11 protein-coding genes are annotated in these 12,632 nt (G+C 68.9%); 5 read left to right on the forward strand and 6 right to left on the reverse strand.

The features are described 5' to 3' along the window. Nucleotides 1–194 precede the first annotated feature (194 nt). A complete protein-coding gene (locus tag VN378_RS16055) occupies nucleotides 195–425 on the reverse strand; it encodes a hypothetical protein (RefSeq protein ID WP_325744563.1) in 231 nt (76 codons plus the stop codon). A 484-nt stretch (nucleotides 426–909) separates the two neighbouring features. Here VN378_RS16055 and VN378_RS16060 point away from each other — a divergent pair, with 484 nt between their 5' ends. Beyond that, nucleotides 910–1,560: a glutathione S-transferase family protein gene (locus tag VN378_RS16060; RefSeq protein ID WP_414642266.1), complete on the forward strand. Its 651-nt coding sequence runs from the start codon at nucleotides 910–912 to the stop codon at nucleotides 1,558–1,560. Here the strand turns inward: VN378_RS16060 and VN378_RS16065 are convergent. After that, nucleotides 1,557–3,680 (reverse strand): hybrid sensor histidine kinase/response regulator, encoded by a 2,124-nt coding sequence (locus tag VN378_RS16065; RefSeq protein ID WP_325744564.1) that lies wholly within the window; start codon nucleotides 3,678–3,680, stop codon nucleotides 1,557–1,559. The genes VN378_RS16060 and VN378_RS16065 overlap by 4 nt on opposite strands. A gap of 199 nt (nucleotides 3,681–3,879) precedes the next feature. Between VN378_RS16065 and VN378_RS16070 the strand changes: the two genes are divergently transcribed. Continuing rightward, nucleotides 3,880–4,659, forward strand: coding sequence for a hypothetical protein (locus VN378_RS16070; protein WP_325744565.1), 780 nt, complete (start codon nucleotides 3,880–3,882; stop codon nucleotides 4,657–4,659). Between the two features lie 60 nt (nucleotides 4,660–4,719). Next, on the forward strand, nucleotides 4,720–5,487 hold the full coding sequence (locus tag VN378_RS16075) for a metallophosphoesterase family protein (RefSeq protein WP_325744566.1): 768 nt from the start codon (nucleotides 4,720–4,722) through the stop codon (nucleotides 5,485–5,487). On the opposite strand, the gene VN378_RS16080 is transcribed toward VN378_RS16075, so the two are convergent. The 3 genes from VN378_RS16080 to VN378_RS16090 form a co-directional block, all read right to left on the reverse strand. After that, nucleotides 5,466–5,831, reverse strand: coding sequence for a VanZ family protein (locus VN378_RS16080; protein WP_325744567.1), 366 nt, complete (start codon nucleotides 5,829–5,831; stop codon nucleotides 5,466–5,468). The two genes, VN378_RS16075 and VN378_RS16080, sit on opposite strands and share 22 nt — an antisense overlap. Before the next feature lie 39 nt (nucleotides 5,832–5,870). Continuing rightward, entirely contained in the window at nucleotides 5,871–6,437 is a 567-nt protein-coding gene (locus tag VN378_RS16085) for a TMEM165/GDT1 family protein (RefSeq protein ID WP_325744568.1), read from the reverse strand. Between the two features lie 262 nt (nucleotides 6,438–6,699). Then, entirely contained in the window at nucleotides 6,700–7,479 is a 780-nt protein-coding gene (locus VN378_RS16090) for a phosphatase PAP2 family protein (protein ID WP_325744569.1), read from the reverse strand. A gap of 267 nt (nucleotides 7,480–7,746) precedes the next feature. Here VN378_RS16090 and VN378_RS16095 point away from each other — a divergent pair, with 267 nt between their 5' ends. Continuing rightward, nucleotides 7,747–9,630 carry a ribonucleoside-diphosphate reductase subunit alpha gene (locus tag VN378_RS16095; protein ID WP_325744570.1) on the forward strand — a complete coding sequence of 628 codons (1,884 nt, stop codon included), beginning with the start codon at nucleotides 7,747–7,749 and terminating at the stop codon, nucleotides 9,628–9,630. A 139-nt stretch (nucleotides 9,631–9,769) separates the two neighbouring features. After that, the gene (locus tag VN378_RS16100; RefSeq protein WP_325744571.1) at nucleotides 9,770–10,636 is read left to right on the forward strand and encodes a lipid A-modifier LpxR family protein; all 867 of its coding nucleotides are present in this window, start codon (nucleotides 9,770–9,772) and stop codon (nucleotides 10,634–10,636) included. Between the two features lie 21 nt (nucleotides 10,637–10,657). Here VN378_RS16100 and VN378_RS16105 read toward each other — a convergent pair whose 3' ends face one another. Beyond that, complete coding sequence (locus VN378_RS16105) at nucleotides 10,658–12,421, reverse strand: gamma-glutamyltransferase family protein (protein ID WP_325744572.1); 1,764 nt, start codon at nucleotides 12,419–12,421, stop codon at nucleotides 10,658–10,660. Between the last annotated feature and the right edge of the window lie 211 nt (nucleotides 12,422–12,632).

A 12,632-nucleotide genomic window follows, 5' to 3' on the forward strand; every position in this document is an offset into this window, starting at 1 on the left:
GTGAACTCACCATGCGGTCGGAAGGGGCCGGCGCCAAGCCGAAATGCGGCTATATTGCGATCACTTTTTGCGCTACCGCTAGATGTGGTAGGCGAGCCGCAGTCTTCTGGGGAGAAGATGGGGACGAAACCCGGCTCGGTCGTGGCACGGTTTCGGGAATTCGGGGCGCCAACCCTGCCAAACCCTGCCACGCTTCAGTCCTTGTTCCGCGCCACGTCGGCGTCGATCCGACTGAGGTAGGAGGCGCGCAGATAGTCCTGCCGCCGGAAGGGCCGGGCTTCGCGGTCGATGGTCTCGCCGCTGCGCTCGAGCGAATGGAACAGACGCATCCAGACCACCGCCTCGGCCGGACGCGAGAGGGCCGCGGCCTCGGCGGCATGCCGGAAGGCGAAGCGCCGCAGATGCGCCGGGTCCGGATCGAACAACAGTTCGAACAGGTCATTGGTCCGCGCCTGGTCGACCTCGGCCAGTTCCGGAAACCGCTCGATGGCCGTCCGGTCAGTCCGCCGCCACCCCTCCGAGGCCGCGCGGCGGCGCAGCGTGCGTTCGGACAGGCCGTAGCGCTCGGCGACGACCGGCGCGGATATGCCGGACAGATAGTCTCCGCGGGCACGGGCCCACAGGTCTGGAGACGGCGGGGCGGGGGGTGGGGTTTTCAGGTTCCTGGGTCATCCCGCCATTGTGCGGGCGGGTTTTCCTGCGGCTCGCAAATGACGCTACCCGGTGGAGAAAGACGCGAAAATTCAGCAACGTAAGGTCAGCAACCTGTATGGCTGCCGGCGAATCTACAGCAGGGCCAACGCCGAATGCAGGGGTCCGTCCGGTGGCAAGGCCCGCTTATGGCTCCGCGTGAAAATCTCGCGGGCTCCTTCGCGCGTTCAGGCGCACACAGGCATGGAGGAGATCGACATGACCTACACCGTCTATGGCGCCGCCGGTTCGGGCTCGGTCCCGGTCGAGGCCGCCCTGACCCTGATCGGCGCGCCCTATCGCGTGATCGAGGCCGTCACCTGGGAGGGCGACGCCGAACGCGACAAGGTCGCCCCGGTCAATCCGATGCGGCAGATCCCGGCCCTGATCACGCCCGAAGGCGAGACCATCACCGAGAGCGCCGCCATCCTGATCTGGCTGGCGGAACAGCATCCCGAGGCGGCGCTGGGCCCTGAAACCTGCGATCCGCGCCGGGCGCAGTTCCTGCGCTGGATGACCTTCGTCCCGGCCTCGATCTATTCAATGTACTGGGTCCGCGACGAACCGTCCCGGCTGGGCGGCGACGATCCGGCCGCGCATCAAATCATACTCGACCGCACCGCCGACAGGATCGCGGACTGCTGGGCGAAGATGGAAAGCCAGATCGTCCCCGACCGCTTCCTGCTCGGGCCGGAGCCGACGGTGCTGGACCTCTACGTCGCCGTCGCCAGCCGCTGGACCCCGCACCGCAAGCGATTCCACGAGGTCGCGCCACGTATGGGGGCCGTCATGCGCCGCATCGACGCCCTGCCCGAGCTGGAGGCGTTCTGGGCCGACCGCTTCCCGCTGGTGGGAAGGTACGGGAGCTAGGCCGCCTCGGCGCCGGCCGCGACCCGGGCGTCCGGAAGGTCGCCGGCCAGGGCGCGGTTCACCACGACCAGCAGGCCGGCCTGGTTGATGGGCTTGGCCATATGGGCGTTCATGCCCGAGGCCAGGCACCGCGCCACGTCTTCGGGCATGGCGTCGGCGGTCATGGCCACGACGGCGAGACCGCCCTCGGGCCCCGGCAAGGCGCGGATGCGGCGCGTCGCCTCCAGCCCGTCCATCTGCGGCATGCGCACGTCCATCAGCACCAGGTCGAAGGGCTGGCCGGCGACGGCGTCCACCGCCTCCTGACCATCGCAGACCTCGACGACGTCGCAGCCGAAGGCTTCCAGCATGATGCGGGCGACCTCGCGGTTGACCGGATGATCGTCGACGACCAGCACGCGGGGCGTCACGGGCGTCACGGGCTCCACCACCGCCGTGTCGGAGACGTCGGGGGCGGGCCGTTCGACCTCATCCGCCGCGTCGGCGGCGCGCTGCAGAGGCAGGTGCAGGATGAAGGTCGATCCCTCGCCCAGCCGGCTGTCGACATCGATGCTGCCGTTCAGACGGCGGACGTGTCGGGCCGCCAGCGCCAGGCCCAGACCCGCGCCGCAGTGGCGGCGGCCGATCGAGGCGTCTCCCTGGGCGAAGGCTTCGAACAGTTCCGGCAGCAACGCCGGCTCGATGCCCGAACCCGTGTCCGAAACGCGGATGCAGACGCCGTCCTGCGACCGGTCGAGACGGACCACGACCTCGCCCCGCTCGGTGAATTTGACCGCATTGGCGACCATGGGGTGAAGCGCCTGACGCAGCGCGCGGCGATCGCAGATGAACCGTGCGTTTTCCGGCAGACGGTCGTCGATCGTCAGGCTGAGCCCCCGGGCGTCCGCCGCGGCCCGGCTGGGAGCGATGGCCTCGCGCGCCACGGCGGCCAGATCGAGGGTCTCCGGCGAGACGGCGTCGTCGCCCCGGGCGAAGTCCAGAATGTCCTCGACCAGCATCAACAGGCCGTCGCTGGATTCGCGGATCTGGCGCGCCTGACGCAGGGCCGTGGCGTCGAGGCCTGGCCGGCTGGCCAGCACGTCGGCGAATCCGGCGACGCCGTTCAGCGGCGTGCGCATCTCATGGCTCATCATGGCCAGGAAGCGGGAACGGGCGGCGGCGGCGTCCTCGGCCTTGCGGCGAGCCTCCTGGGCGGCGACCGTGCGGGCGCGCAGCCGCGCCTCAAGCCGGCGGCGCTCGGTCATGACGGTGGAGACCGGCAACACCGTGACCACAATGGCGAGGAGATACAGATTGTAGACGCCCAGCCGGCGCAGCATGGGGTTCACCCCTTCCAGCCCGGGGATGTCCAGCAGCCGGGTCAGGTGCACGGGGCCGTGGCCGGTCAGGGTCAGGACCCCGCTGACGGCCGCGAGGCCGATCAGGGCGATCGCCGCCGTCGTGGGCGACAGCCGCAGGGCGATCAGCAGCATGGGCAGGAAGCAGAGGAAGCCGAGCGGCGCGTCATTCTGCCAGAACACGCCCCCGGTTATGACCAGCGTCAGGGCGACCAGGGCGGTCGCCTCCGGCCAACGCGCCCGCGTTGTTCCGTGGAACCGGTGCGCGCGCGCCATCAGCAACAGAACGGGCGTGACCAGGAGGAGACCGAGCAGTTCGACGATGACGAAGGAATAGATGTTGAAAGCGCCGGCCACCGTGAGCGGCGTGTGGCGGAGCAGCATGGTCAGGCCGAAGCCCACAGTCGCCGTCGCAGCCACCGCGGGCGCTGCGGCGAGCAGGCCGAAGGCGAACAGCCGGCGCGGCCGGCGCATGTCCAGGGCCGCGCCGCAGAAGCGTCGGGCCAGCAAGGCCGCCAGGGCGGCTTCGCCAAGATTCATGACCGCGTTGAGCCACATCAGCATCCCGGCGTCGCCGCGGATGGCGTTGCTGGAAAGATTGATCAGGAAGCAGGCAAGCACCACCCCGATCGCCTTGCGACGGTGGAGCTGCAACAGGGCCGCAACCATGATGCCGTTGGAAAGCCAGATCAGCACGGCGCCGTAGGTGGCGACGCTCCAGTGGCCGATCAGTTGCGAGGCCGCGAACAGCAGCACATAGGCCCAGGGGGGCGGACCCGCCACACGGCCCGCTTCATGTCGGAACAGACGCCAACGACCCTTCAACCCGAGCCTCCCCCGGCTCCTACTGAACAGACCGAGCGTTAAGGTGAATGCGTAAACAAATCCGTCACATCGGCGGCCGGATCGCTTCATCAGGAACCGTGCCCGACCGCAGCCGTTTCCAGACCCGCCGTCACCGGCCGGAATGGAGTGCCGGATCATGTCAGACACCGTCGCAGACCCCAGCTTCCGTCCGCCCGAGGAGGCCATCGCCTTCTATGAGGAATCGCTGCGCCTGCTGAAGGAAAGCGGAATTCCCTTCCTGCTGTCCGGGACCTATGCGGTGACCGCCTATACCGGCATCAACCGGCCGACCAAGGATCTGGACGTCTTCTGCAAGCCGGGGGACTACCCCCGCATCCTCGCCTTCTTCCAGGCGCGCGGCTACCGCACCGACGTCGAGGACGAGCGCTGGATCGCCAAGGTGTGGAAGGACGACCACTATTTCTTCGACGTGATCTTCGCCATGTCGAACGGGACGATCGCGGTCAACGACGCCTGGTTCGGCAAGGACACGATCGAGGTCTATGGCCACAAGGTCTCGATCACCCCGCCCACGGCCCTGATCCTGTCCAAGGTCTTCATCCAGGATCGCTACCGCTACGACGGCGCGGACGTGAACCACATCATCCTCAAACAGTCCGAGGCCATCGACTGGAAGAGCCTGCTGGACCAGATGGATCTGTATTGGGAGGTGCTGATGTCGCATCTGCTGAACTTCCGGTTCGCCTATCCGACCGAACGGGGCAACATCCCGGCCTGGTTGATGCACGAACTGACCGAGCGGCTGCGCGCCCAGGTCGATCTGCCGGCGCCGCGCGTGAAGGTGTGCCGCGGCCGGCTGTTCAGCGCCCGCGACTATATCTCCGACATCTCGGAATGGGGCTTCGGCGACATCGTCGGCAAGGGTCTGGAGGAACGCCATGACCCCATCCACTGATGTCGGGCGTTACGCCCGGCTCGCGGAGCCTCGCGGCTTGAGCGCCAGGGGGAGCGCCTCATGAACGACGTGGACCCCCAGACGCCCCAGCCCGGCATGGAGGCGGGACCGAAGAGGAAGCTGCGCGTCGCCGCCGTCGGCGACCTGCATGTCGGCGAAACCCACGACCGGCCGCACCGCGAACTGTTCGACCGGGTGCACGAGGACGCCGATGTCCTGTGCCTGTGCGGCGACCTGACCAATTTCGGAAAGACGCGCGAGGTGGAAATCCTGCTGGAAGACCTGCGCGGCTGCAAGATCCCCATGGTCGGCGTGCTGGGCAACCACGAGCACGAATGCGGCCACCCCGAGGTGGTCACGCAGATGCTGTGCGACGCCGGGGTGAGGATGCTGACCGGCCAGGCCTACGAGATCGACGGCGTCGGCTTCGCCGGGGGCAAGGGATTCATCGGCGGCTTCGGCCGCTACATGCTGAGCCCGTTCGGCGAGGCCTCGATCAAGGCCTTCGTGCAGGAGGCGGTCGAGGACGCCAACCACATCGAGAATTCGATCCGCATGCTGCGCACCGAGCGCTCGGTCGTGCTGCTGCACTATTCCCCGATCGTCGACACCGTCATGGGCGAGCCGCCGGAAATCCACGCCTTCCTCGGCTCGTCGCGGCTTGGCGAGACCATCGATCGCTATGACAACATCAGCCTGGTGGTGCACGGCCACGCCCATCGCGGCGCGCCGGAGGGCCGGACGAACAAGGGGGTGCCGGTCTACAACGTCGCGCTGCCGGTGCTGCGGACCCTGGGCGAGACGCCCTACCGGGTGTTCGAGGTCTGAAACGCCGTTCGCGGCTGGAAGCGCCGCCAGACCGCCCACAACAGGAGGGCGATCAGGATGCCGAGGCCGTCGGCCAGCAGGTCGCCCCCGCTCGCGTCCCGGCCGACCATGCCCTGTACGATCTCCACGGCCCCGCCCAGCGCCAGCGCCGAGAGCGCCGCGAGTGTGCGCGGCAGGCGGCGGAACAACACGCCGATGCTCCACAGGATCAGGCCGAAGGCGACGAAATGGGCCGCCTTGTCCCAGACATTGCTGGCGGCCTCGACGTTCTGGAAGGGGCCGACCATCGCGCCGATCAGGACAACCAGCAGGACAACCGCCGTCAGGCGCATCAGGGACTTCATCGGCAGGGACACTCAGGTGGCGGGAGGCACGGGCTTCTATCAGCGCGCGAGCAGAACCCACACCCCGGTTGCGGCGAATCCTGCAGCGGCGGCGAGGCGGATCCAGGTCAGGGGCAGCTTGCGGGCCGCCGCCTCGCCCAGCAGCACCGCCGGCCCGTTGACCAGCAGCATGCCCAGCGTCGAGCCCGCGACGACCGGGAGCAGATCCTGAAACCGGGCCGCCAGCATGGCGGTGGCCACCTGGGTCTTGTCGCCCATCTCGATCAGGAAGAAGGCGGCCGTCGTGGTCCAGAACACCCCCGCGAAGGTCTTTTCGGTCATATCCGGCGCTTCGTCGAACCGGTCGGGGATCAGGGCCCAGCCGGCGAAACCGAGGAAGGCCAGGCCGACACCCCAGCGCAGCCAGTCGCCGTCCATGAACCGCGCCAGCAGGGAACCGGCGAGCGCGGCGAAGGCGTGATTGGCGACCGTGGCTGCGAGGATGCCGAGGATGATGGGCAGCGGACGCCGCCAGGTCGCCGCCAGCATGATCGCCAGCAGCATGGTCTTGTCCCCGATCTCCGCGATGGAGACGAGGCCGGTCGATATCAGGAAGGCTTCCAACACATCATCGTTCGCGGGGGTTCGGCGGACAGACCTGCGGCGTCGCAGCCGGCCCCCGCGTGGAAGCGCCCTGCGAAGCCAGCGGTCTTGCCATGTTGGTGGTCCTACGCTCGCCTCGCGGAGGCTCGCTGCTTGAGGACCGATACGGTCCGCCCTCAAGCAGCCTCGCGCCGTGCGCGAGGCGATAAGGCCACTTAAGAACGCGCCATCCTCTCCGGGCGAGAGGAAGTGTGTTGACGCGAACCCCGCTGATCGGCGCGGGCGGCTACTCCCCGATGACGGGGGCGTCTGTATCGGGGGCCGGCTCCGGGGGCAAGGCCTCGTCGTGCAGGCCCTTGTCCCGGACGGCCTGACGTCGGGCGACGGCATAGGCGACCAGCCAGAGCGCCATGGCCCAGGCGGCGCCGGCGCACCAGCCCGCGAACACATCCGAGGCCCAGTGGGCGCCCAGATAAACCCGGGTCAGTCCGATCAGCAGGGCGATCAGAATGGCCGCACCCAGCACGAAGGCCTTGAGGTGCGCGCGGGGGAACGCCCGGGTCAGCATCACGCCGAGCGTCAGGTAAAAGACGGTCGACAGCAGGGCGTGGCCCGAGGGGAAGCTGGCGTTCAGCGTATCCACGGCCTGAAAGTCCGAGGGGGGGCGCTGGCGACCGAACAGGTCCTTGAGACCTTCGCTCAGGGCGACGCCGCCCGCCAGACCCAGCACGAGCAGCAGAGCTGACAGCCGTTTGCGCTGGATCAACAGGAAGGCAATGGCGATGACGGCGAACAAGGTGAGCACGGATATGCCGCCCAGCGAGGTCAGGTCGGCGGCCGCCTCTTTCAGCCACCACGGCCCCCGAGGCTCGCCCGCGACCGGCTGCATCCAGGCCAGCACGGCCTGATCGAAGGCCTGGCCATCGGTCTCGGTCATGTCGTCGGCGACCTCGATGAAGGTCATGACCCCCAGAGCGACGATGAACAGGGCCGAAACCGCCGCGATTTCGGTTCGGGCGATACGCAGCATGCGGCGTAAAAAGGTGATCGTCTGCTGCGATGTCATCGGTCCCTAACGGTCCCGCTTGTGGGACCGTTCCCCTCACGCGTTCGTGATGTTCGAGGGGGCGACCTGTCACGCCCGCGTCGCGGCCTGTCCACAGGCTCATCCCCCGTCTTGAGGCCGATTCGGACAGAAAGTGATCGTCAACCCCGTTGACGGTTGGTTAGCCATCTGCGCCCCATATGTGGGCTTGGGGAGCGCTTCAGCCACTAGATGATGTGGTTTCGGCGCGGGGCTCCTAATCGATCCAGTTCAGGGCGGAAGACTATCATGGCCGGCGGCGAAGCGTTGAAGACAGTGGATTTCCAGCCGGCCGCGGGCGGTGATGCGACGCTGCGACCCCATCTGTCCGTGGTGAAATCCATTCAGCTCGACCGGACCCGCGACGATCTGCTGACCGACTTCGGCAAGAAGACGCTGGAGGATCGCTATCTGCTGCCCGGCGAGAGCTACCAGGACATGTTCGCCCGCGTCGCCACGGCCTATGCCGACGACGCCGACCACGCCCAGCGCGTCTACGATTACATGTCCAAACTCTGGTTCATGCCCTCGACGCCGGTGCTGTCGAACGGCGGCGCGGACCGCGGCCTGCCGATCAGCTGCTTCCTGAACGCCGTGGCCGACAGCCTGGACGGCATCCAGTCGGTCTGGAACGAGAACGTGGCCCTGGCCTCGAACGGCGGCGGCATCGGCACCTACTGGGGCGGCGTCCGCTCCATCGGCGAGAAGGTCAAGGGCGCGGGCCAGACCTCGGGCATCATCCCCTTCATCCGGGTGATGGACTCCCTGACTCTGGCGATTTCGCAGGGTTCGCTGCGCCGCGGTTCGGCCGCCGTCTATCTGGACGTCCACCATCCGGAGATCGAGGAGTTCCTCGAGATCCGCAAACCCTCGGGCGACTTCAACCGCAAGTCCCTGAACCTGCACCACGGCATCAATATCTCGGACGCCTTCATGGAGGCGGTCCGCGACGGCCGGACCTTCGACCTGCTGTCGCCCAAGGACAAGGCGGTGGTGAAGACCGTCGACGCCCGCGCCCTGTGGCAGAAGATCCTCGAGATCCGCCTGCAGACCGGCGAGCCCTATCTGATCTTCTCGGACACAGTGAACCGCCAGATGCCGCAGCATCAGCGCGACCTGGGCCTGTCGGTCAAACAGTCGAACCTGTGCAGCGAGATCACCCTGCACACCGGCCGCGACCACCTGGGCGTCGACCGCACGGCGGTCTGCTGCCTGTCCTCGGTCAATGCCGAGAGCTTCCTGGAATGGCGCGAGGAACCCAAGTTCATCGAGGACGTGATGCGCTTCCTCGACAATGTGCTGGAGGACTTCATCCGCCGCGCCCCGCCGGCCATGGCCGCGGCCGTCTATTCGGCCAGGCGCGAGCGTTCGGTGGGCCTGGGCCTGATGGGCTTCCACTCCTTCCTGCAGGCCCAGGGCGTGGCCTTTGAATCGGCCATGGCCAAGTCGTGGAACATGCGGCTGTTCAAACACCTGCGCCGCGAGGCCGACAAGGCCAGCTGCCTGCTGGCCGAGGAGAAGGGCGCCTGCGAGGACGCCGCCGAGCGCGGCGTGCTGGAGCGCTTCAGCCACAAGCTGGCCATCGCCCCGACCGCCTCGATCTCGATCATCTGCGGCGGCACCAGCGCCGGCATCGAGCCGATCCCGGCCAACATCTATACGCACAAGACCCTGTCGGGCTCGTTCGCGGTCAAGAACCCCTATCTGGAGAAGGTGCTGGGCGAGAAGGGCATCGACACCACCGAGGTCTGGTCGTCGATCCTCGAGCACGAGGGTTCGGTGCAGCACCTCGACGCGCTGACGGACGACGAAAAGGCCATCTTCAAGACCGCCTTCGAGCTGGACCAGCGCTGGATCGTGGAGCTGTCGGCCGACCGCTCGCCGGAAATCTGCCAGGCCCAGTCGATCAACCTGTTCATCCCCGGCGACGTGAACAAATGGGACCTGCACATGCTGCACTGGTCGGCCTGGGAGAAGGGCGTGAAGTCGCTCTACTACCTGCGCTCCAAGTCGGTTCAGCGGGCCGCCTTCGCGGGCGCCGAGGACAAGGTCGAGGCCGAGGTCGACCCGAACCAGCCCGATCTCTTCTCCGCCGCGCGCACTGACTACGACGAGTGCCTGGCCTGCCAGTAGGGCGGTAACCACGTCCGCCGCCGTCCCGTCGGAACTGCACCGCCAGGCCTACGTTTCCCCGAGGGAGCGAAAGCCTGTTGGCGAGACGGCCCGCATCGTGCAGGGTCGCATTCGTTAACGGATCGGGGAGGGACCGTTGATGCGTATGACGGCGATCCTTGCCGGAGTGTTGGCGACTGTGGCCCTTGCGGCCCCGGCGCTCGCCGCCGAGCCGCAGGCGGCCGAGGTCGCCCTGTCCGACCCCTGGAGGGTCGCCCGCGAACGCCCCACCACCGTGGCCGACCTGCTGACCCGTCTGGATCGCGACGCGCGCACGACCGGCGAACGCCCCTATGAGGCGACAGACAGCTGGATCGGTTACGCTCCGGACCGGACGTCGCAGTGGGCGGCCTCCAGCCGGGATGTCTGGTTCGAAACGCCGCGATACGATGATCGGCTGCGCCTGCGCACCGAGGGAATCTTGCGCCGCCTCGACGGCTCGCCCCTGCCGCCAGGACCGCTGGATCCCGCGACCTTCGACGCCGAACACTATGACCTGACCTACACCCGCGGCTGGACCGAAACCCTGGGCCAGACGGCCTCGGGGCTGGACGTCACCCTGACGCCGCATCTGGGGGTGGGAGTGGGCTCGCGCGGCGGCACGACCGAGGCGGGAGCCACCCTGCGCATCGGCCGGGGCCTGAACAAACTGGTCCCGGACGGCGGCGAAGCTTTCGGCGAGCGCCCCCGGTGGTATCTCTACGCGGCGGGCTCGGGCCGGGCGGTCGGCTATAATTTCGCCCGCAACCGGGACGGCGACTTCGCCCGGTCGGGCTACAGCCAGGACTCGGGAAACTTCCTCGGCGACGCTTCGCTCGGCGTGGCGATGCGCCGGGGCCCGGTGCACAGCTCCCTGAGCCTCGTCTATCGCGAGATCGAAACCGAGGGTCTGCGCGCCGGCCACGGCGTCGATACGGACGTGTCCGAGGGGCTGATCGCCTTCCAGCTGAGCATCAAGCCGGACTAGGGCGCCCGTGTCGCGTTGACTCTAGTGAGTGCGCGCCACGCCCTCGCGCCGGTCGTCGGCGCCGCCGTCCCAGCCCCAGCCGTCCGGTCCCTGACGCCAGATGGCGCCGTGCAGGCCCGAGTTCTCGCTGGAATTGGGACTGAGCGCCACGCCCCGCGCCGCCAGGCCGGCGCGCAGGTCTTCGGAGAAGCGGTCCGTGTCCGCGCCGAAGCCGTCGCCCCGGGCCACCAGATTGGGCAGGTCGAACGCCGCCTGCACCGGCAGGCCCCAGTCCAGGATGGCGATCAGGGCCCTGGCGTTATAGGCGAGGATCGAGGGTCCGCCCGGCGATCCCACCGCCCCGACCAGCCGGCCGCTGCGGTCCAGGATGATGACCGGCGACATCGACGAGCGGGGCCGCTTGCCCGCCGCCACCGCATTGGCCGCCGGCGCGCCGTCGGGCCGCACCGGCGTGAACGAGAAGTCGGTCAGCTGGTTGTTGAGAAAGAAGCCGGCCGCCATCCGGCCCGAGCCGAACACGCTTTCGACCGTGGTGGTCATGCTCACCGCATCGCCCCATGCGTCGACGACGACCAGATGCGACGTTCCCGCCGGCTCGCGCGTGGCGTCGGCCCCCGTGAACACCCCGCCGGGGGGCAGGCCGGGCTCGGCCGCGCCGGTCAGGGCGGGGGCCAGGGCCGCGCGGGCGGCGACATAGTCGGGGTCCAGAAGACCTTGCACCGGAACGCCGACGAAGCCGGGGTCGCCGACGTAGCGGTCGCGGTCGGCGTACATCAGCCGCTGCAGCTGGGCGAAAGCGGCCCAGGCGTCGGCGCTGTCGGGGCCCGCCTCGATATCCGGCGTCCGCTCGGCCATGGCCAGAAGCTGCAGCACGGCCACGCCGCTGGACGGCGGCGGCGGCACGCAGACGACATAGATCCGGTACGGCCGGCACAGGGCCCCGCGTTCGATCGGCCGGTAGCCGGCGATGTCCTCCGCCGTCAGGGCGCCCGGCCGCGGCTCCTGCGCCACCGTTGCGGCGATCTCGCGCGCGATCCGGCCGTTGTAGAAGACCTCGGCGCCGCCCGCCGCCAGCTCGGCCACGGTCTCGGCGTAGGCGGGGTTTTTCAGCACGTCCCCGGCGACGTAGCGGGTCCCGTCCGCCTTGGTGAACCAGGCGTCGGCCCAGCGCGTGCGCGCCTGGCCCCGCGTCGCGGCGATGAAGCCGGCCAGCCGCGGACTGATCGTGAAGCCGTCGCGCGCCAGCCGTTCCGCGTCCCCGAACAGGGCGTTCCACGGCAGCCGTCCATGCGCCCTGTGGGCCATCGCCAGCATGGCCACGGCCCCGGGCGCGCCCGTCGACCGCCCGCTCAGGATCGCCTCGCCGACGCCAAGCGGCCGTCCGTTTTCATAGAACAGTTCGGGCGTCGCCGCCGCCGGCGCCGTCTCGCGCCCGTCATAGCTGGTGATCTCGCCGGTGGCGGCGTCGAACATCATCATGAAGGCGCCGCCGCCCAGTCCCGACGACTGCGGCTCGACCAGGCCCAGCACCGCCTGGATGGCCACGGCGGCGTCCACCGCCGAGCCGCCCTCGCGCAGCACCTTCAGGCCCGCCTCGACCGCCAGCGGATTGGCGGCCGCCACGAAGGGTCCGCGCGCGGGCGGCGCCTGGACGGCGGCCGGCGCCGCGGCCGGGGTCGCACCGGCCGGTCTCTCCGCCCCGCCCGCACACCCTGCCAGCGCCAGCGCCGTCGCCGCCGCCACGGCCGTCAGCGATCGGAGCGACCGGGTCGAAAGAAGGTTCATGGCTGACTCGTGCGAGGGCGGAGGCGCGGGGGAGGCCTCTACTTGGCCCGGCTCCCGCCCGAGTGAAACCCCCTGCCGCTCCGCTTGCGTCAAGGGGCGTGGAAATCTGCACGGAAAACCGTTCCGGCAGCCCTTGCCCCCCGCCCGCCCGTCCGCTAGATACCCGCCCTCGCCGTTCGCGGCCAAGCGCGCCCGTAGCTCAGCTGGATAG

The sequence above is a fragment of the Brevundimonas sp. genome, assembly GCF_035561115.1.
GTDB lineage: Bacteria > Pseudomonadota > Alphaproteobacteria > Caulobacterales > Caulobacteraceae > Brevundimonas.

What these genes read in the sequence shown, in the direction of transcription:
- VN378_RS16075 (WP_325744566.1), top strand. Translation starts at nt 4,720, where the DNA reads ATGAACGACGTGGACCCCCAGACGCCCCAGCCCGGCATGGAGGCGGGA.
- VN378_RS16090 (WP_325744569.1), bottom strand. Translation starts at nt 7,479, where the DNA reads ATGACATCGCAGCAGACGATCACCTTTTTACGCCGCATGCTGCGTATC.
- VN378_RS16100 (WP_325744571.1), top strand. Translation starts at nt 9,770, where the DNA reads ATGCGTATGACGGCGATCCTTGCCGGAGTGTTGGCGACTGTGGCCCTT.
- VN378_RS16105 (WP_325744572.1), bottom strand. Translation starts at nt 12,421, where the DNA reads ATGAACCTTCTTTCGACCCGGTCGCTCCGATCGCTGACGGCCGTGGCG.
- VN378_RS16080 (WP_325744567.1), bottom strand. Translation starts at nt 5,831, where the DNA reads ATGAAGTCCCTGATGCGCCTGACGGCGGTTGTCCTGCTGGTTGTCCTG.
- VN378_RS16070 (WP_325744565.1), top strand. Translation starts at nt 3,880, where the DNA reads ATGTCAGACACCGTCGCAGACCCCAGCTTCCGTCCGCCCGAGGAGGCC.
- VN378_RS16060 (WP_414642266.1), top strand. Translation starts at nt 910, where the DNA reads ATGACCTACACCGTCTATGGCGCCGCCGGTTCGGGCTCGGTCCCGGTC.
- VN378_RS16095 (WP_325744570.1), top strand. Translation starts at nt 7,747, where the DNA reads ATGGCCGGCGGCGAAGCGTTGAAGACAGTGGATTTCCAGCCGGCCGCG.